Source organism: Nocardiopsis ansamitocini (genome assembly GCF_030268225.1).
Taxonomy (GTDB): domain Bacteria; phylum Actinomycetota; class Actinomycetes; order Streptosporangiales; family Streptosporangiaceae; genus Nocardiopsis_D; species Nocardiopsis_D ansamitocini.
Window position 1 is genome coordinate 880,067 of record NZ_BSQG01000001.1, and the last position, 18,035, is coordinate 898,101.

The window sequence follows — 18,035 nt, forward strand, 5'->3', positions numbered from 1 at the left end:
AGGGCCCGGAAGAGCAGCGGTGGCACCACCCGGAAAGCCGGGCCGGCCCGCCTAGAGTTCGATACCGAACTGCACGGCAGCGCGGTCGGCGAGAAGCGGCCTGATGACGGCCAGCGCCGCCTGATGCTCGGGATGCCGCTGGTAGGCGAGGAAGTCCTGTTCCGTCTCGACATCGGCGACCACGGCGAAATCGTAGTTCCCCGACCCTATTCCCAGGTCCGGACCGAACCCGTACCCCTTCAACTCCGCAATGACGCCGGGCAGCGTGCCCAGTACGGCCCCCACCCTCTCGACCTGCTCTGGCGAGACGCCCTCGTTCCAACGAAACAGCGCGATGTGCCGAATACCCATGCCCCGAACCTAATGGCTTCGCGACGACTCACGGTCTGGCCTGGCCGTACGAGCGGCACATCGGCGAAAACGGCGACGGGCCCGGAGGAGTGTCCCCCGGGCCCGGAACCGGCGCTGCCTCAGGCCGTGAAGGCCGAAGCCCTACGCCTGGGTGGCCTCCACCGAAGCGGTGGACTTCTTACGACGGACGAAGTACAGCGCGGCACCGCCGCCGCCGAGCACCAGTGCCGAACCGGCCGCGATCAGGCCGCCCAGCGAGGATCCGGTGGTGGGCAGGGCGTTGTCCACCTTGCCCTTGTCCACCTTGTCCTTGATGGCACCGCTGAGCTGCTCGTTGTCGCCCGTGCCGCCGCCTTTGCCGGGACCGGTGCTGCCGTTACCGGGACCGCCCTCGCCGACCTCCTCTCCCACCGACACCGAGGAGCCGATGTAGAGCTCACCCACGTGCTCGCCGCCGAGGTGGATCTCGGCGCCCAGCGTCGAGGTGGCCCACTCCTGATCGCTGTCGGCCCAGGAGAAGAACTGGACCTTGATCGGAACCTTCTCCCCGTCGACGTCGACAGTGCTGGTCACGACCCCGTCGGATCCGGGCTCCTGGCCGAAAGCGGTGGCCGTCCCGTACTCCAGGGTCGCCTCGTGGTCACCACCGGCGGTAACGGTGGCCGCGGACTCCACCCCGGTGAAGGCGATGTCGACAACGGTGTTGGCGTCCCCGGAGACCAGGGTGGTGCTACCGGAGTCCAACAGGAGCACGGGGGCGATCTCGGGCGTCTCTTCTTCGACGGGGACCTCGTCGCTGCCTTCGCCTGCCTCGGGGAGTTCCTCCGCGGGCGGGGTCGCCTCCTCGGTGGGCTCGACGGGCGGGGCCTCGGCACCGGTGTCGGTGTCGTCGGGCGCGGGGGGCGCATCTGGGGCCGGAGTGGTGGAGGGCGCGGGGGGCGGCTCCGCCTCGGCAAGCACACCCTCGTCGTCGGCCTCGTCGGGCTCCTGCTCCTGGAGTGTGAAGAGGTCTTCGACGGTCATGGTGAGTCTCGCGCTGCGCACCGACGAGGTTGCGGAGGCCGTCGACGCGTCGACGTCGACCGTGGTGGTACCCGCGACCTTGAGGAAGGGCGTGAGCGAGCCGTAAACATTGGACTGGTCGGAGCTGGCGCTGCCGTCCCAGGTCTCCACGAAACCGACGATGCCGGAATAGTAGCCCGTCTCACCGCTGATGAACGCCTCTGCCAGGGAGCTGGCAGCGTAGCCCTCCCACTCCGGCTCCGCCGCCGCGGGAGCCGCTGCGGCGAGCCCGACCGCACCGAGTGCGACGAAGGCCGCTCCCCCGCGCAGGACGCGGTGGAAAGTCGTGGACTGAGCCATTGGGGACACTCCTTGAGTGTTCTGTGGCCTCTGCGAGGCACCGGGGCAGGACGATTCGGATCCGCAGCGGGGAGAAAACCGACGCCGAAGGATCGAAGGTCTGCCGAAAAGGGGGATGACATGGCGGGTGTCGGTGTCTGACGAACCGGACGGAGCACTCACGGACCGGCACAACCGACACAGCCCGGACGTACGCGGTAGGCGAATCGGGGAAACCACTTCGCCGGAACCGAACATAGTGGGAGAAAAGCGAGAGATCTCCGGTTTTTGGTCACCAAGATGTCTCAATTCGGCCCGTCAGAACTCCGCTACGGAATGCACTCAGCTTCGCGCACGATCAAGGGACTCGAGGCGGCCCAGTCGAATTGAAGCACATTCACCCGACAGCAAACTGGGGCAACATGTCCGCTGTCCGGCTACGGCCGTCGGTGAGATTCTTACCGAATCCGGTAAACCGATCGGCCGCGCGTGGAATACGGCCCTCGTTCAGGGATGTCCGAAACGGAGACGAGCACTCCCAGAGGCACCAGAGCCGTTGTGTGCGGGGCTACCCCACGGTGCGCACGTCCTCACGGGCCGCGCGCAAGCCGGAGGCCGCCTCGACCCTGTGGGACGCCACGATCCCGATCGTCGAAACGGAGTTTTCCTTCGCGCTCGACCAGCCGCTCTGATCACATCGCAGCCTGCGTGAACGCCATCGGCCCCGAACCGGGTGCCTGGGACCGCGTCTCCGGGTTCAGCTTGAAGATCGAACCCCAGGACGCGCGAGCCATCCCCATCAGGGGCGACGGCTGGATGCCTCCTCAACGTGCCGGGCATCGATCAGGCCGACATCGTCGCTGACGATTATCGGCGGCGCCATCGGTCAGCGCTTCGCCGTCGCCCGCAGACACGCCCGGCGAGCCGGGCATGAGCGCACAGGCGCTGCACACAGGAAAAGCGCCCGTCGAGCCGGGATGCCGGCGACCGCTCGCTTCGCACTGGGCGGCGAAACGGGCGCGGGACCGCTCCCCCGCGCCGGCTGGCGCCTTCGGTGCCCCCGAACCGACAGCTCATCGCACCTGGCAGGAGCTGCGGCCCGATCGAAGGCGCCAACCGGACGCGTCCGTGTCCAGCGCGCGCACATGGAGCGGAGTGGGTGCGCACACGGACGCTGGGGAGAGTCCCCCGGCTTGGTGACTCCGGGGGCCCTTCCGCTCACACAAAGCATTGTTTCTGGTACGCACTCGGGCTGGACAGGCCCAAACGGGCTCAATCGGCCCTGGCCCTACTTGGGCCCCGGGGCCCAAGCATCCGGGCCCCGGGTCCTGGTTCGCTTGATCCACACGGGTAGCGCGCGGATCAACCGCTCTGCGCCGCGGCTTCGATCCTCTCGCCGCCCCTCGACCTGGCGAGGAAAGCCCCGAAGAGCGCGGCGATGACGAAAGCGAGGACACCGTAGACGGCGGCGGGTACCGCCAGCTGAATGTCCCCCAACAGCGAAGCGCCCACGGTGATCGCGATCGTGTTGTTGTGCAGCCCGATCTCCATGGCCGACGCGGTTGCCTGCGACGGCGCGATCCTGAACAGGCGCGGCACGAGGTAGCCGACGCTGAGACTGATGAGACAGAACAGTCCGGCGACCGCCCCCACCGAGGCGAAGTAGGTGGCGAGGTTGCCGGCCTCGGCAAGCATGGCGCCGAGAGTGACCGTTACCAGCACGACGATCGAGGCGATTTTGACCGGACGGTCCATCCCTCGGGCAAAGGAGGGGAATCGCGCCCGGACGGCCATGCCTGCCGCGACGGGGACCAGGACTACCGCGAAGACCTGGACCACTTTGTCGAACTGCAACCCCAGCGAACCGGAATCGCTGAGGAAGTAGGCCAGCGAAAGATTGACCACGAAGGGCAGCGTGATCACCGATATCACCGAATTGATCGCGGTAAGCGTGACGTTGAGGGCGACATCGCCACGGAACAGATGACTGTAGAGGTTGGCGGCAGTTCCTCCGGGAGAGGCCGCCAACAGCATCATCCCTACCGCCAGCGGCCCGGGAAGGTCGAACAGCAGTACCAGGCCCAGGCAGACGCCGGGCAGGAGGAGCAGTTGACACAACAGCGCGACCAGAACGGCACGGGGGTAGCGCACGACCCGGCGGAAGTCGTCGACGGCCAGGCTCAGTCCCAGACCGAACATGACGACAGCGAGCGCCAGGGGCATGAAGACGTCGATCAGGAGTTGCACGGGGTCCTATCGGGGTCGGGCCCGAGCCGGGGCAAAGGACAGAGAAACGTGAAAAACACTCGGCTTCAGGGCGTATTGTGCCGGATAGTCGACGGGGAAGACGGAGCGGCATACATTCAGCACCGGCACCGGCTCCCGACCGCCCCCACCGAAAAGACAACGAGCCCCGTCCCGGAAGCGGGATAGGGCTCGAAATCGGGCCTGATCAGCCCACACGCGTGACGACCAAATAGGCGCCGGGATTGTCCGCGTCGACGATGTCCTCAACACGCCAAAGCTGACCGCCCACCGTAAAGGTCTCTCCCGTACAAACTTGGATCATTCCCCGCCATTCGCCGGGGCCGCCGAGGCGCGCCGTGGCGCGACCGTCTTCATCGATCCAGAAGCGCCCCCCACCGACGGGGCCACCCGTGAACCTGTCGTTGCGACCGTATGTGATTTTCTCCTGTGCGCCGACCTCATGGGCCACGTTGGACTCTCTCCCTGCCATTTGAGATGAGCCTCAGCCATGGTAGTGCCGTTTATTCACGGCAATACCTGTTCCGTGAATTCAGCCGGGGATTCCCTCGACACTACCCAGCTCCCATGCAATTGCATAGATACGGTGTGCTCTTTCGCTCGCCGCCGCATAGGACTGCCCCCCGGTGATGACCACCAGAGGGCAGTGAATTCAGTTCAGTGTAAACCGGGGGTCACTCGCCCAGGTCCACAACCGCTGCAACGGGCCCACCACCGGAGGGGCCCTGGTGAACGGCCGCAACCGAGACGAAGACCGCGGGGTCGCCGGTGACCGCAGCGGTGACCCCGCCGACAGTCGCCTTGATCTGGCGGTGCCAGTGCACGTCGCTGTCGTCGAGCATGATGTTGCGGCGCCCACGCACCCGGCCGGTGGGATCGGCCTCACACTTGAGGAACACATTGACCAGAGCGCTGCCGAGATCGCTGGAGTGCGGGCGTTCGGGGAGTTCGAGGCCCGCCGAGCGGATCGCCCCCCACACGCCGTCGGCGTCGAGGGCGTCGCGCATAACGCTGTGTCCTACGCGGAAACGACCGCCGATGCCCCGTGCGTTGCCGACGACCACGATTTGGGCCCGGTCCAGTTCGACACCGGAGGAGCAGGAGGCGACCGAGGAGTAGAGGGACAGGTCGGCGTGAATCTGCTCGGCCGCGGGCTCCTCGATCTCCCCGAGCGCCACCGCGATGCCCAGCGCGGTCGTGGAGTTGGAGACATCCATGGACTTGAGGGTGTCCTCGGTGAACACCGAGTGCCCACGGGACTTCGCGTCGTTGATCGTCTCCAGCACCAGGAGCGGCGTCTTGGTCTGGACGTAGTGCACATCGGCGGGATCGGTGATCCCGGCGGTCTTCATCGCGGCGCGTACGCCCTCGGCGACCTTGGCGACCATCGCGGGCCGGCCGATGTCCTCGGGCAGGATCTGCTCGCTCATGGCGACGCCGACGGTGACCCTGGGCTCGTCGGTGGGCGTGTAACGGCCCTGGGGGGCGTAGGCGAAGACCGTGGCGTGCGGGGAGATCACCCCGTCCGTTCCACCGGACCAGACCAGCGGCACCTCTTGTGCCTGGTCGTCGGTGCGAGTCCCCTTGGCGACCAGGACCTCTCTGAACGCCCGATCGGCGAGGATGCGGGTGTAGTCGTTGACTCCGCCGTTTCCCTCGGTCTTGCCGATCACCGCGAGCACGTCGTCGGCGGCGAACACTCCGTCGTCGATCAGCCGAGCGAGACCGGATGCGTCCGTCACGCTCTCGATCGCGACTTTGTGGACTTCGATAGGCCTGGTCACTGTGGGGCCACCTCTCCTCGTAGCGGTACTTTCCTTGTTGCCGGACACATGGATCCGTGCCGGTTTCGAGCGTCCCGAGGTCAGCCGGGTTCGACCACTGTTCCGGCCTCCCCGGCGATCCCCTCGGCCAGCCGGTCGAGCGCGGTGATCACCGCCCGGCCTCCCCCTTCGACGACGAACCGCAGCGCGGCCTCGACCTTGGGCCCCATACTGCCCCCGGCGAAGTGCCCGGCGACAGCATGGCGGCCGAGTTCGGTGGCGCTGATCCGACCGATCGGCACGGCGTCGGGCGAGCCGTAGCGCAGGATCGCGTTGGGCACATCGGTCGCGATCACCAGGGTCTGGGCCTGGACCGTGCGGGCCAGCAGAGCGGCCGTGCGGTCCTTGTCCAGTACGGCCTCCACCCCGCGCAGCGCGCCCGACGCGTCCCGCACCACCGGTATCCCCCCACCGCCCGCGGCGACGGGAACGATCCCCGCGGCCAGCAGCGCGTGGACGGCGGGGGCGTCGAGGATCTCGTGCGGCTCCGGGGAGGCGACCACCCGGCGCCATCCACGCTCGCCGAAATCGGTCCAGTTCTGGCCCAGGGCGATGAACTCGGCGGCCTGGGCGGCAGGCAGGTAGCGGCCGATCGGTTTGTCCGCAGCGGTGAACGCAGGGTCCGCGGCATCCACCAGGGTCCGGGTCACGATCGCCGAGACGCACCGAGGCGTCCCTCGGGCAGCCAGTGCCGTCTCCAGCGCGCCGGCCATGGTGAAACCGATGGTTCCCTGGGTCTGGGCCCCGCACCAGTCGAGCGGCACGGGCGGGACCACGTGCGCGGCCATCTCGTTCTTGACCAGGAGGTTGCCCACCTGCGGTCCATTGCCGTGCGTCAGAACGACCTCGGTGTCGTCGACGATCAGTGCGGCGATGTCGCCCATCGCCGCTTCGATGGCCCTGCGCTGGTCGTCAGGGCGCGCGCTTCCGTCGGGGGTGGTCATGGCGTTGCCGCCGAGGGCGACAAGAACGCGGCGCGGTTGGGACATCTGGCTCCTCGGGCAAGCGCTCCTCAAAAAGCGGTGCTGCCGACTCTAGAAGAGCACCCCATCTACATCCCGGTCCACAGTTGCCCAAGAAGGTCGGATTGAATGTCACAAGTAGCCATATGGTCCGGCTAGGCCCCGCGCGGCCCGAGGCAGGGCGGGGCCGGTCGCGCGGCTGCGCGACCGGCCCCGATCCGGTTACCGCCGGCGCGCGGCCCTGGTCCGCACGAACGCGTCGCGCTCCTCACGGCTGAGGGCCATGCGGGCCTCGCGACGCAGGCATTCGTAGGCGTCCAGGCCCGGGCGGCGCAGCAGGGTGCGCAGGGTCCGGCCGTTGCCGCGCAACCCGTGGGCGTCGTAGTAGTCGAACATCGCCGCCAGCCCCGCGCGCACCGGCTCGGCCATGCCCGCCTCCTCCGCCCGGGACCGCCACTCGTCCAACGGGACCGTCACCGCGGTCACCGGACTGCCCAGCACGGTACCGAAAGCGCCACTGACCTGACGGACCGACACGTTGCGCGGTCCGGCCAGCTCGTAGACGGCGAAGGAGTGATCGTCGTCGGCGCCGTGGTCGTCGAGCGCCGCGAGCCCCACTCTCGCGTCGTCGCGGAACAGGTCGGCCTCGGGTGCGCGAACCGGCTCGGTGAGGCAGCGCGCCGCCACCGCGGCGACGTCCCACAGGTCGACCATCGCGAACTCCACCTCGATGGAGTAGGGCACCCGTAGCTGTCCGGTGGCGCGCACGGTGTCGAGTTCGGCCAACAGGTTCTGCGCGTAGGGACCGGGTTGGAGCACCGTGACGTTGAGGCCCGACCTGAAGAGCGCCTCCTCCACCAGGAGTTTGGCCCAGTGGTGCGGCATCGCCTGGATCTGGGGCCGCAGGACCGAGTGGTAGACCACCCGCCACACACCGGCGGCCTTGGCCGCCGAGATCAGCGTCTCCCCGATCTCGACCTCGTCGGGACTCATATTGGGCGCGATGTGGTAGATCGCGTCCACCCCCGAGGCCGCCTGCTTCAGGACGGCGCGGTCGCGCATGTCACCGACGACCGTCTCCGCCGCTCCCCAGGTGCGCGCCCCGGCGCTCTGGTCCTCGCGGTGCACCAAGGCCCGGGCCCGCGCCCCTTTGTGGGCGAGCGCGGCCAGGACGGCACGCCCGGTCTTGCCGGCCGCTCCGGTCACGAGGACCCGTGGTTGTGTCACAGTCGATCCACCTCCGAGGATGTCGCGCCCCCCGACAGGATCGCGTAACCCGGCCCTCTGTCGAAGAAGGGAAGGTCGGGGTCGCGGTCGGCGCGCAGTCGGTCGCGCAGCCGCTCGGTCGCGGCCAGATCGGCCTGGGGGGTGCTGTCCGGTCCGTTGACCACCACACCGTAATCCTCCCGGGCCGCCTCCCGTGAGACTTTGCCCCAAAGCACATCGCAAAGGACGGAATCGACTTCCCGTTCCAGCGGATCGCCCCAACCGCCCCCGCCGGTGGTACGGATCCGGATCACCTCTCCTGCACGCACCGGCTCGGCGTCGACCAGCCCGTCCATCTCCCGCTCGTTGGGGCCGCCCGGGTCGATGGTGACCTGGAACGGCCGGCCGGCCTTGCCGCCCTTGACCCCCCAGCAGGACAGGATGGAACGGTCGGCGATGGACATGAAGGAGGCGTCGCGCAGCATCCGGATGTGCTTCTCGTACCCCAGTCCGCCGCGGTAGCGCCCCGCTCCCCCGGAGTCACGGGCCAGCCCCAACCGCTCCACGAGGAACGGGAACCGTGACTCGGTGAACTCGGTGGGCAGGTTGCGGGAGTCGGGCACGACGTGGATGGTGTCCTCGCCGTCCGCGTAGTAGCGTCCGCCGGAGCCACCGCCAAGCACCTCGCGCATCAGGTAGTGCTCGCCGCGCTCATCCGTGCCGTGCACTCCGGTGTAGCGGATGGTCTCCTGGTCGGCGGGCATGCGTCCGTCCACTGCCTTGGCGAGAACCCCCGACAACACGCCCAGCAACCGCAGGATGACGAAGGTGCGTGCGTTGGTGGGGGCTGGGAAGACCGGGGTGAGCAGGGTGCCCTTGGGCGGGAAGCGCATCTCGATGAGCGGCACGACGCCCTCGTTGACGTCGAGTTCGGCCATGCGTTCGGGAGTGTCTGCGAGATTGCGCAGGATCGGGGCCAGCCACTTCTTCAGGAAGTTGCCGTCGGCGTAGTCTCCGCAGTGGTTGATGGGCCCCTTCGCCTGGGCCGAGGTCCCGGTGAAATCGATGATGATCTTGTCGGGGACCTTGGTGAGGGTGATGCGCTGGGTGTGCAGTTTGGGGGCGTCCACGCCGTCGTGCTCGGCGTAGTCCTCCCACACGTAGGTGCCGTCGGGGATCTTGGCCAGGATCTCGCGCCGGTAGGTCTCGGTGGTCTTGGCCAGTAGCGCGTCGAAGCACGCCTCGACGGTGGCCCGACCGTAACGGGCGAACAGCTCGCCCAGGCGACGCGCGCCCATGAGGCAGGCCGAGCACTCGGCGTCGAGGTCGGCTGCCAGCGAGTCGGGCATCCGTGAGTTGCGGGTCATGATGCGCAGCGCCGCTTCGTTGGGCACGCCCCGGTCCCACAGGCGGATCGGCGGGACCATCAGGCCCTCCTCATACACCGAGGTGGCGCCTGAGGGCATCGAACCGGGGCAGCCGCCGCCGATGTCGTCGTGATGTCCGAACGCCTGCACGAACGCGACGACCTCGGGTCCGTCACCGTCGTCGTGGAAGACCGGGACCGTGACGCACAGGTCCGGCAGGTGCCCGATACCGCCCTCGGACTCGTAGACGTCGTTGTGGAAGAAGACGTCCCCCGGATTCATCGTCTCCAGGGGGAAGTCACGGGCGATGGGGTGCACCAGCGCGGAGTAGGAACGGCCGGTGAGCTTGCGCAACCGGCGGTCGTGAATCCCTGCGCGGAAATCGTGTGCGTCGCGGATCATGGGCGACCGGGAGGTGCGGGCGATCGCCGTCTCGACTTCTTTCTCGACCGAGGCCAGGCTGCCCTCGACGATCTCCAGCAGGACGGGATCCACAACGAGTGCGGCGGTGTTCGTGGCGGTCATGGCTCAGCGCTCCTGGTCGGTCGGGGCGGTGGCGGCGTCGGCGGTGACCAGCACGTTGCCGTAGCCGTCGATCCGGGCGGTGAACCCGGGGTGCAGCGGAATGGTGGAGCCGAACTCCTCGATGATCGCGGGCCCCTCGATCCGGTCGCCGGACGCGAGGTCGGCACGGCGGTAGACGGGGGTTGTGCGGTAGCCGGGCCGGGCACCCTCGTCGAAGTGGACGTCGCGGTGCCCGCTCAGCGCCCGCTCGGGTCCCCCCTCCCCGCTGGGCAGTTCGCGCAGTTCCGGCCGGCGGATCCGGCCGACACCCGTGACGCGCAGGTTGACCCATTCGACCTGCTGGTCGGTGTCGCCACGGAAGTCGTAGCCATAGAGGGAGCGGTGGGCGTCGTGGAACGCCTCGGCGACCGCGTCGGCCAGCGACGCGTCCACCGGACCGTCGGGCACCGCTACCCGCACCTCGTACGCCTGACCGAAATAGCGCAGGTCGGCGGTGCGCGCGTAGTGGTGGTCGGGGCGGGCGAAACCCTCCCGTTCGAGGGCGTCGGCCGCGGAGCCGGTGAGCTCGGCCAGGATCGACCCGACCGCGACCAGGTCGAGTTCGGTGTGCCGGGTGACGTGGGTCTGAACGTAGTCGTTCTTGACGTCCACGGTGAGCAGGCCGAACGCGGAGACGTTGCCGGGGTCCCTGGGGACGATCGCGCCGGCCAGACCGAGGATGTCGATGAGCCTGCACAACAGCAGTGACCCGGATCCGCCGAAGGTCGCCATGTGGAAGTCGCGGACGTCCAGGCCCCTCTGCACGGTGATCTGGCGCAGGGCGTTGGCCTGGTTCCACGCCGAGATCTCCAGGATTCCGGTTGCCGCCTTCTCCACACCGATCCCCAGTTCCTGGGCGATCTTGGCGATGCCCTCCCTCGCGGATCCTGCGTCCAGGCCGATCTCCCCGCCCAGCAGGTGCGGGGGGATCCTGCCCAGGAGGACGTGGGCGTCGGTGATGGTGGGTTCGGTGCCGCCGTTGCCGTAGCAGATCGGGCCCGGATCGGCACCGGCCGAGTGCGGTCCGACCTTGAGCGCCCCCTCGGGCGAGATCCACGCCACCGACCCGCCGCCGGCCCCGACCGTGACGATGTCGATCATCGGGATCTTGGAGGGGTAGCGGCCGATACTGCCCTCGGTGGTGAGGCCCGGCTCGCCGCCGAGGACGACCGAGACGTCGGTGGAGGTGCCGCCGCCGTCGAGGGTGAGGACGCGGTCGAACCCTGCGCGCGCGGCGATCAGGGCCGCTCCCAGCGCGCCTGCGGCGGGGCCGGACAGCACCGTGGTGATGGGCTGGTGCACGATCTCCTCGGCGGAGAGCACTCCGCCGTTGGACTTCATGATGGAGAAGGGCACGCGCCGCTGCTCCGCGGTGAGCGGCCCGGCGTCGATGCGGGAGCGGATACCGCCGACGTAGCGGGCGACACGCGGCTTGACCGCCGCGTCGACCAGGGTGGTCATCGCACGCTCGTACTCGCGGTATTCGCGCAGGACCTCGGAGCTGATGGAGACGACCGCGTCCGGGTGCTCCGCGCGCAGGATCTCGCGGACCCGCTCCTCGTGGGAGGGGTCGGCGTAGGAGTGCAGCAGGCAGACCCCGATGGTGTCGATGCCCTGGTCCCGGAACCAACGGGCGGCTTCGGCGGCCTGCTCCTCGTCGAGGGGGCGCACCTGGGCGCCGGTGTGGTCGAGGCGTCCGCCCACGGTGCGCACCCGGTCGACGGGGACGATCCGGTCGGGCTTGACCCAGAAGTAGGAGTTGCCGTAGCCGTCGGGGACGGCCTGGCGGGCGATCTCCAGAAGGTACTCGTAGCCCTCGGTGGTGATGAAACCCAGGCGGCCGATCTTGTCTTCGAGCAGCTGGTTGGTGGCCACGGTGGTCCCGTGGGCGACCGCGCTGACCTCGACGTCGCCGCCGAGCAGCTCCACCACCTTGGCGATGCCGTTCATGAACCCGTCCGCGGGGTCCGCAGGCGTCGAAGGGGTCTTGGTCGTGGTGATTTCCCCGGTGTCCTCGTCGAAGGCCACGACGTCGGTGAAGGTACCGCCGGTGTCGATGCCGATCCGGACTCGCCGTTGCCGTGCCATCAGCGCCGCTCCCTACATCAGTTCTCTGCGGTGATGTAAGGATTCAACTGCGCCGAATGAACGGTTTAATCGGCAATACCTGCCAACAGAGTTGGCAGGTATTGGCGCCCCTTTACCGCTGGTCGCACCGTTGCCCCCTGACCCCCGAGGACGGCAACGGCAGCCTCCCGGTCAGCGGGGAGGGGTGGTGCGCAGATAGGCGAGGACTGCCATCACACGGCGGTTGACGTCTCCGTCCTCCGGCGGGAGGTCCAGTTTGGCCATGATGGCACCGATGTGCTTTCCCACCGCGGCCTCGGTGACCACCAGGGCCCGGGCGATAGAGGTGTTGGAACACCCCTCGGCGACGAGTGCCAGGACCTCGCGCTCGCGAGAGGTCAGGCGCTCCACCGGGTCACGGCGGCGGTTCAGCAGCTGGCGCACCACCTGAGGATCCACAATGGTCGCACCGGCCACGACCCGGCGCAGGGTCTCCGCGAACTCCTCGACGTCCACCACCCGGTCCTTGAGCAGGTACCCCACCCGTTCACCGTTTCCGGAGTCGAGCAGGTCGGCGGCATAGCTCTGCTCGACGTACTGGCTCAGGGCGACCACTGCCAGATCGGGATTCCGCCTCCGCAGCTCCACCGCCGCGCGCAGCCCCTCGTCGGTGAAGCCGGGGGGCATCCTGATGTCGGTGACCACCAGGTCCGGGTCGTGCTCGGCGACCGCGGCGATCAGGTGGTCGGGCTCTCCCACCGCGGCAACCACTGTGAAGTCGAAGCGGGCCAACAACCCGGCCATCCCCTCCCGCAACAGCACGGCGTCGTCGGCCAGGACGACCCGGGCCCGCTCGGTTCCGGCAGGCGACGCTACTTCGGACACGGCAACTCCACGCGGATCAGGGTGGGCCCGCCTGACGGGCTGGACAGGGTCATTGTGCCGTCCATGACGGAGACCCGGTCGACCAGCCCGGTCAGCCCGCTCCCCTTCCCCGGCTCGGCACCGCCCTGTCCGTCGTCGTGCACCTCCACCACCAGAGCACCGTCGTGCAGTGCCGCGGTGACCGCGGCCGTGGTGGCTTCACTGTGCTTGACGAGGTTGGTCAACGCCTCGGCGACCACGAAGTAGGCCGTGCTCTCGACGTGGGCGGGCGGACGTTCGGCGATGTCCACGCTGACGCGTACCGGGAGGGCGACGCGATCGGCGAGCTCGGGCAGCGCCGCGGCGAGACCCCGGTCGGTGAGCACTTGGGGATGGATACCGCGGATCAGTTCGCGCAGCTCGGCGAGGAGCAGCTTCGCCTGTTCGTGCGCCTGTTCCACGGAGGCCGCTGCCGGGGATTCGGCGGGGACGTCCAGGCGGGCCATGCCCAACTGCATGGTGAGCGCGACCAGCCGCTGCTGGGCACCGTCGTGCAGGTCGCGCTCGATGCGTCGCCGCTCGATCTCGAAGGCGTCCACCAAGCGCGCCCGGGAGTCGGTCACCTGCCCCAGTTCGTCGCGCAGTTCATCGGTCGATTCCCGCCCGAGCAGGACGCGGGCGCCGAGCGCGTGCCCACTGGTGAGCAGACCGAGCAGATAGGGGCCACCGCACAGGAGCAGGGCGACGACTCCGATCGACCAGGGAAGTGCCTGAAGCGGTTCGGTGAGTTCGGTGAAGCCCAGCGAGAAGGGGACGTCGTCCTGCTCGAACAGGAAAATCGGGGAGAACACGACGAGCCCGCACATGAACAGGAGCATGCCCAGGAGGCCGATGAGCGGAAGCATCACCAGGATCAGTACGCCGGCGTAAGCGAACTCGTACCACGTGGCGGCCTCGGTGTAGCGGGTCCGCAGCCAGGGCCACAGTCCGGGCGTAGCGGGAATGCGGTGGCCGCTGCGGACGGGGCGGTCGTCGACGAGGCGCAGCCGGAGGCGCTCCAGCGCGCCCAGCGGTATCGTCACCGCCGGCGCCAGCAGGACGAACAGGGCGATCCCGACGGGCAGTAGGAGGACCTCCCCCGGACCGAGCGCTCTCAGCGGATCGACGAGCACGCTGATCGCCAGCGTGGCCGGTACGGCGAGGGCCGCCAGGAGCAGCAGGACGACCCCGGTGACGATCAGTGTGGTGACGACGTGGGCGGCGCTTCGCCACGGCCACGCCGAGACGAGGTACCGGCGACGGCGCATGGCCTGGAGCGGTTGCTCAGCAGGAATATCGGTCATGTCGGCAACGCTAGTCAGGCGCCCGTCCGCGCACCCGCCCTGTAGTACCCGAACCGATGGTGGGGACAGCCATACCCCGGTCCGGGCCTGCCAGGGGCAGTCCCGGACCGGCTGGTTACTCGCGTCCCGGCCCGCCCAGGTTCTTGAGCTTGCCGACCATGCTCTCGAACTCGGTGGAGAAGGGCTGCTCCTGCACCATGTAGGTCCAGGTGGCCGACGGCCGCTTCACCCCGGCGGCGTCCACGTCGATCCGCCCGTTCGCGACCTTGGCGTCGGCGAACATCTGCGCGGCGCGGGAGCGGGCGTTGTCGAGGAAGCCCTTGAAGGCGGGGACCGCGTCGCGGTTGAACTCGTCGAGCGGGTTGCGCCGGCCGAGGAAGCGCAGGTGGATTCCCTCGCGCAGATCGGCCAGGAACTCGCTGTGGTCGGTCCAGCCGCGGTCCAGGTGGTACAGCGTGATGAGGCGCGCGGCCCGCGCGACCTCCTCCTCGCCGACCTCGTCGATGAACTCCTCGTAGGTGGCGGGGCAGTCCACGGCGAGCTGACGCTTGCCGAGATCGTCGGTGAGCACCGCCTCGCGGTGCTCCAGCACGACCCCGCGCTGCACGTCGATGAGCTGGTTGTAGCGCCAGGTGTTGCGGTGCAGTTCCAGGAGTTGGCCCTCTGCCACGCGTTGGGCGTGGTCCACGGTACTGCGCCAGCTCGGGTCGGTGATCGCGCCGTCGGAGGTGACGTCGTACCCACGGGTCTCGGGGGCGTTGTTGGCGATCAGGTCGTCCTCGACACTGACGTAGAACACCGAGCCGCCCGGGTCGCCCTGACGTCCCGCACGACCGCGCAACTGGTCGTCCAAACGGCTGCTGGGGTAGCGGCCGTAGCCGATGACGTAAAGGCCGCCCACTTCCACGACCCGATCGCGGTCGGCCATGTCGCTGCCGCCCAGGCGGATGTCGGTCCCGCGCCCGGCCATCTGGGTGGACACGGTCACGCGAGCGTACGTGCCGGCTTCGGCGATCACCGCCGCCTCGTCCGCGTCGTTCTTCGCGTTGAGGACCACACACGGCAGGTTGCTCTTGGCGAGGCGTTCGGCGAGACGCTCGGACTCGGCGACGTCCTGGGTGCCGATGAGCACCGGACGCCCCTCCGTGTGCACCGAGACGACCTCCTCCAGGAGGGCGTCCTCCTTCTCCTCCGGTGTGGCGTAGAGGCGGTCGGGCTCGTCCTGCCGGACGTTGGGCTTGTTGGGCGGGACGACCGCGACTTCCAGCTCGTAGAACTCGCGCAGCTGCTCGGCGACCGCCATGGCGGTTCCGGTCATCCCGCATCGGGTCGGGTAACGCAGAACCAGTGCCTGCACAGTGATCGAGTCCAAGACCTCACCGGTCTCGCTCGCCGCCACGTGCTCCTTGGCCTCGACCGCGGCCTGGAGCCCGTCGGGCCAGCGCTGGAGCAGCGCGATACGCCCGCGTGACTCGTTGATCAGGCGGACCTGGCCGTCACGCACCACGTAGTGCACGTCGCGCTGGAGCAGGGCGTGGGCGTGCAGCGCCAGGTTCACCCTGGGAAGCAGTGCGGTGTCGTCGGCGGAGTAGAGGTCCACACCGTCCAGTGCCTTCTCCACCGCGTCGATGCCGGCGTCGGTGAGATGGGCGTTTCGGCCGTCGTCGTCGACCAGATAGTCGATCTTGGGGCGCAACCCGCGCACCAGCTCGGCCATCGCGGCGTCGGACTCCGCCGCCTCGGCAGCGCCTGCCAGGACCAGGGGCACCCGGGCTTCGTCGACCAGGACCGAGTCGGCCTCGTCGATGAGGGCGATGTTGGGTTTGGGCACGACCAGGTCGGCCTTGTCGGTGGCGAGGCGGTCGCGGAGGACGTCGAACCCGAACTCGCTGACCGAGGCATAGGTGATGTCGGCCGCGTAGGCAGCGCGTCGCTGCTCGGTGGTGGACTCCTGGCCGATCCACCCGGCCTCCACCCCCAGCAACGTGTAGAGGGGGCGCATCCACTCGGCGTCGCGTTGGGCGAGGTAGTCGTTGACGCTGAGGACGTGCACCCGCTGCCCGCGCAGCGCGAACCCTGCGGCGGCCAGCGCTCCGGCCAGGGTCTTGCCCTCACCGGTGGCCATCTCGGCGACATGGCCGTCCAGCAGTGCCATGACACCGATCAGCTGGGCGTCGAAGGGGCGCTCGTCCAGGACACGGTGCGCGGCCTCGCGCCCCAGCGCACACAGCTCCGCGAGGTCGTCGCGTTCGTAGGGGAGCTCGGCGTTGCCGAGTTCCGCGGCGGCCGCGGTGATCTCGGCATCGCTCAGTTCCCGGAGGCGCTCTTCGCGCTCCTCGATGGACTTCAGCAGCTTGGTATAAGGCTGGAGGGCGACGGATCCGGGCTTCCCCATGATCCGGCGCACGCTCTCGGCCATTCGTCCGAACACCACAGCAGAGTAACGCCGCCCGACCCTCAGCGGTTCCCCTGAGGCGAGCAATCTTGCGGACGCCCCCTTAACGGGGAGGCTCCGCTCGGCTCCCTCCCGCGCGCGCTGCCACGTCGGCGAGGTACGCGCCTGCGCCGACGGGGTCGAGGAACCAGGTGGCGAACCGGCTGGGGTCGTCGAAGTCCGCGGCGAAACGGTCCGCGATCTCCTGGTGCCGCCCGGCAGCGGCCAGGATCTCCAGGACGTGCGGGGGTCGTGGCGCCAGGAGCGCGTTGGTCCACGCCGTCACGTGGCGGGCCTTGTCCCAGTAGGAGTCGAAGGCCGCCTGCATGAACGCCTCGTCGAACGGCTCGTCACCGTGCTCGACGATGGCCAGGTGATAGGCGGCGGCGCATTTGGCCGCGGAGTTGGCGCCCTGGCCGGTGACGGGGTCGTTGGCCACGACGATGTCGGCCATCCCCAGGACGATCCTGCCGCCGGGCAGTCGACCGACGGGTTTGCGCACGACAGGTGTGAGACGGCCGGCGAGAACAGCGCCGGGGTCGGTGAGTTCGACGGCGGCGCAGCGCTCGTACTCCCAGGGGACGTGGCTGCGGACGAGTTCCAGGGCCCGGCGCAGGTGCTCGTAGGGGTCGTCCAGTCCGTCGAAGACGTCGAGCGGACCGCCGGGGACGCCTTCGAGGAAAAGGATGTCGCAGGGACCGTCGAGAGTGAGGGCGGGGAAGGTGAACAGTTCGCCCACACCCGGGATGATGTTGAAGTGCAGCGTCTGGTTCCGGGCATGCTCGGCGCGGGGGGTCATCCCGTTGACATAGGCGGCCGAGAGCGCCCGTTGCGGCACCGTGTAGGGCGAGTGCCTGGCGTCGCGGTCGAACAACTGGGCGATCTCACCCTTGCCCGCGCCCACCACGACCAGGTCGAAGAGGACGGCGAAGCGCTCCAGGTCCGACACGGTCGCACCCGCGATGGTGAGGTGGCCGCCCTTGGCCTCGAACTCCTCCGTCCAGGCGGCCATCTTGATCCGCTGGTCGACCGACTGGGCGAAGGCCGTGGTCCGGCCGGCCCAGTCGATGACGCGGTCGTTGCCGGGACCTGCCACCGAGATGCCGAGGTGCTCGATCTTGGGGGCCCGGTCCTCCCAATGGTTGAGTTCCAGGTCGCGTTCGTGCTGGAGGGCGGTGTCGAACATGCACTGGGTGGACAACACACGCCCCCCTCGGATCTCGTCGGGAGTGCGCGCGGTGACCAGGGTGACGTCGTAGTCGTCGTCGAGGAGGCCGAGGGCGAGTTGGAGGCCGGATTGACCACCGCCCACGATCAGGATTTTTCGCATGGGCCTGCTTTCCGCGTGCTCGTGGGAAGGACGCAACCCGCATCGGGTGTGGGCCTATCCTGCCCCGTCGGCCGCACCGCGGAGCGGTTTCGGCGACCTCTTCTCGCGGCGTGCCCTC

General features: G+C 68.9%; 14 protein-coding genes. 1 reads left to right on the plus strand and 13 read right to left on the minus strand.

Features of this window, described 5'->3' with window-relative positions:
* Positions 1 to 51 precede the first annotated feature (51 nt).
* Positions 52 to 351 (minus strand): Dabb family protein, encoded by a 300-nt coding sequence (locus QSJ59_RS04015; protein WP_285757308.1) that lies wholly within the window; start codon positions 349 to 351, stop codon positions 52 to 54.
* Positions 352 to 492: 141 nt separating this feature from the next.
* Entirely contained in the window at positions 493 to 1,713 is a 1,221-nt protein-coding gene (locus QSJ59_RS04020) for an LPXTG cell wall anchor domain-containing protein (protein ID WP_285757309.1), read from the minus strand.
* A 539-nt stretch (positions 1,714 to 2,252) separates the two neighbouring features.
* Here QSJ59_RS04020 and QSJ59_RS04025 point away from each other — a divergent pair.
* Positions 2,253 to 2,384, plus strand: coding sequence for a hypothetical protein (locus QSJ59_RS04025; RefSeq protein WP_285757310.1), 132 nt, complete (start codon positions 2,253 to 2,255; stop codon positions 2,382 to 2,384).
* A 670-nt stretch (positions 2,385 to 3,054) separates the two neighbouring features.
* Here the strand turns inward: QSJ59_RS04025 and QSJ59_RS04030 are convergent.
* The 11 genes from QSJ59_RS04030 to QSJ59_RS04080 all read right to left on the minus strand — a co-directional run bounded on the left by QSJ59_RS04030 (position 3,055) and on the right by QSJ59_RS04080 (position 17,917).
* Positions 3,055 to 3,939, minus strand: coding sequence for a bile acid:sodium symporter family protein (locus QSJ59_RS04030; RefSeq protein ID WP_285757311.1), 885 nt, complete (start codon positions 3,937 to 3,939; stop codon positions 3,055 to 3,057).
* 205 nt (positions 3,940 to 4,144) lie between these two features.
* Positions 4,145 to 4,408 carry a DUF6406 domain-containing protein gene (locus QSJ59_RS04035; protein WP_285757312.1) on the minus strand — a complete coding sequence of 88 codons (264 nt, stop codon included), beginning with the start codon at positions 4,406 to 4,408 and terminating at the stop codon, positions 4,145 to 4,147.
* Between the two features lie 223 nt (positions 4,409 to 4,631).
* Positions 4,632 to 5,741: a barbiturase gene (gene bar, locus QSJ59_RS04040; RefSeq protein WP_285757313.1), complete on the minus strand. Its 1,110-nt coding sequence runs from the start codon at positions 5,739 to 5,741 to the stop codon at positions 4,632 to 4,634.
* Between the two features lie 80 nt (positions 5,742 to 5,821).
* A complete protein-coding gene (locus tag QSJ59_RS04045) occupies positions 5,822 to 6,769 on the minus strand; it encodes a carbamate kinase (RefSeq protein ID WP_285757314.1) in 948 nt (315 codons plus the stop codon).
* A 195-nt stretch (positions 6,770 to 6,964) separates the two neighbouring features.
* Positions 6,965 to 7,969 carry an NmrA family NAD(P)-binding protein gene (locus QSJ59_RS04050; RefSeq protein WP_285757315.1) on the minus strand — a complete coding sequence of 335 codons (1,005 nt, stop codon included), beginning with the start codon at positions 7,967 to 7,969 and terminating at the stop codon, positions 6,965 to 6,967.
* Positions 7,966 to 9,840, minus strand: coding sequence for a hydantoinase B/oxoprolinase family protein (locus tag QSJ59_RS04055; RefSeq protein WP_285757316.1), 1,875 nt, complete (start codon positions 9,838 to 9,840; stop codon positions 7,966 to 7,968). Before QSJ59_RS04055 ends, QSJ59_RS04050 begins: the two co-directional genes overlap by 4 nt.
* Positions 9,841 to 9,843: 3 nt before the next feature.
* Positions 9,844 to 11,967 (minus strand): hydantoinase/oxoprolinase family protein, encoded by a 2,124-nt coding sequence (locus tag QSJ59_RS04060; RefSeq protein ID WP_285757317.1) that lies wholly within the window; start codon positions 11,965 to 11,967, stop codon positions 9,844 to 9,846.
* 171 nt (positions 11,968 to 12,138) lie between these two features.
* Positions 12,139 to 12,831 (minus strand): response regulator transcription factor, encoded by a 693-nt coding sequence (locus QSJ59_RS04065; protein ID WP_285757318.1) that lies wholly within the window; start codon positions 12,829 to 12,831, stop codon positions 12,139 to 12,141.
* On the minus strand, positions 12,819 to 14,153 hold the full coding sequence (locus QSJ59_RS04070) for a sensor histidine kinase (protein ID WP_285757319.1): 1,335 nt from the start codon (positions 14,151 to 14,153) through the stop codon (positions 12,819 to 12,821). Before QSJ59_RS04070 ends, QSJ59_RS04065 begins: the two co-directional genes overlap by 13 nt.
* A gap of 115 nt (positions 14,154 to 14,268) precedes the next feature.
* A complete protein-coding gene (gene secA2, locus QSJ59_RS04075) occupies positions 14,269 to 16,572 on the minus strand; it encodes an accessory Sec system translocase SecA2 (RefSeq protein WP_285757892.1) in 2,304 nt (767 codons plus the stop codon).
* Between the two features lie 79 nt (positions 16,573 to 16,651).
* Positions 16,652 to 17,917 carry a styrene monooxygenase/indole monooxygenase family protein gene (locus QSJ59_RS04080; protein WP_285757320.1) on the minus strand — a complete coding sequence of 422 codons (1,266 nt, stop codon included), beginning with the start codon at positions 17,915 to 17,917 and terminating at the stop codon, positions 16,652 to 16,654.
* Positions 17,918 to 18,035: the final 118 nt, after the last annotated feature.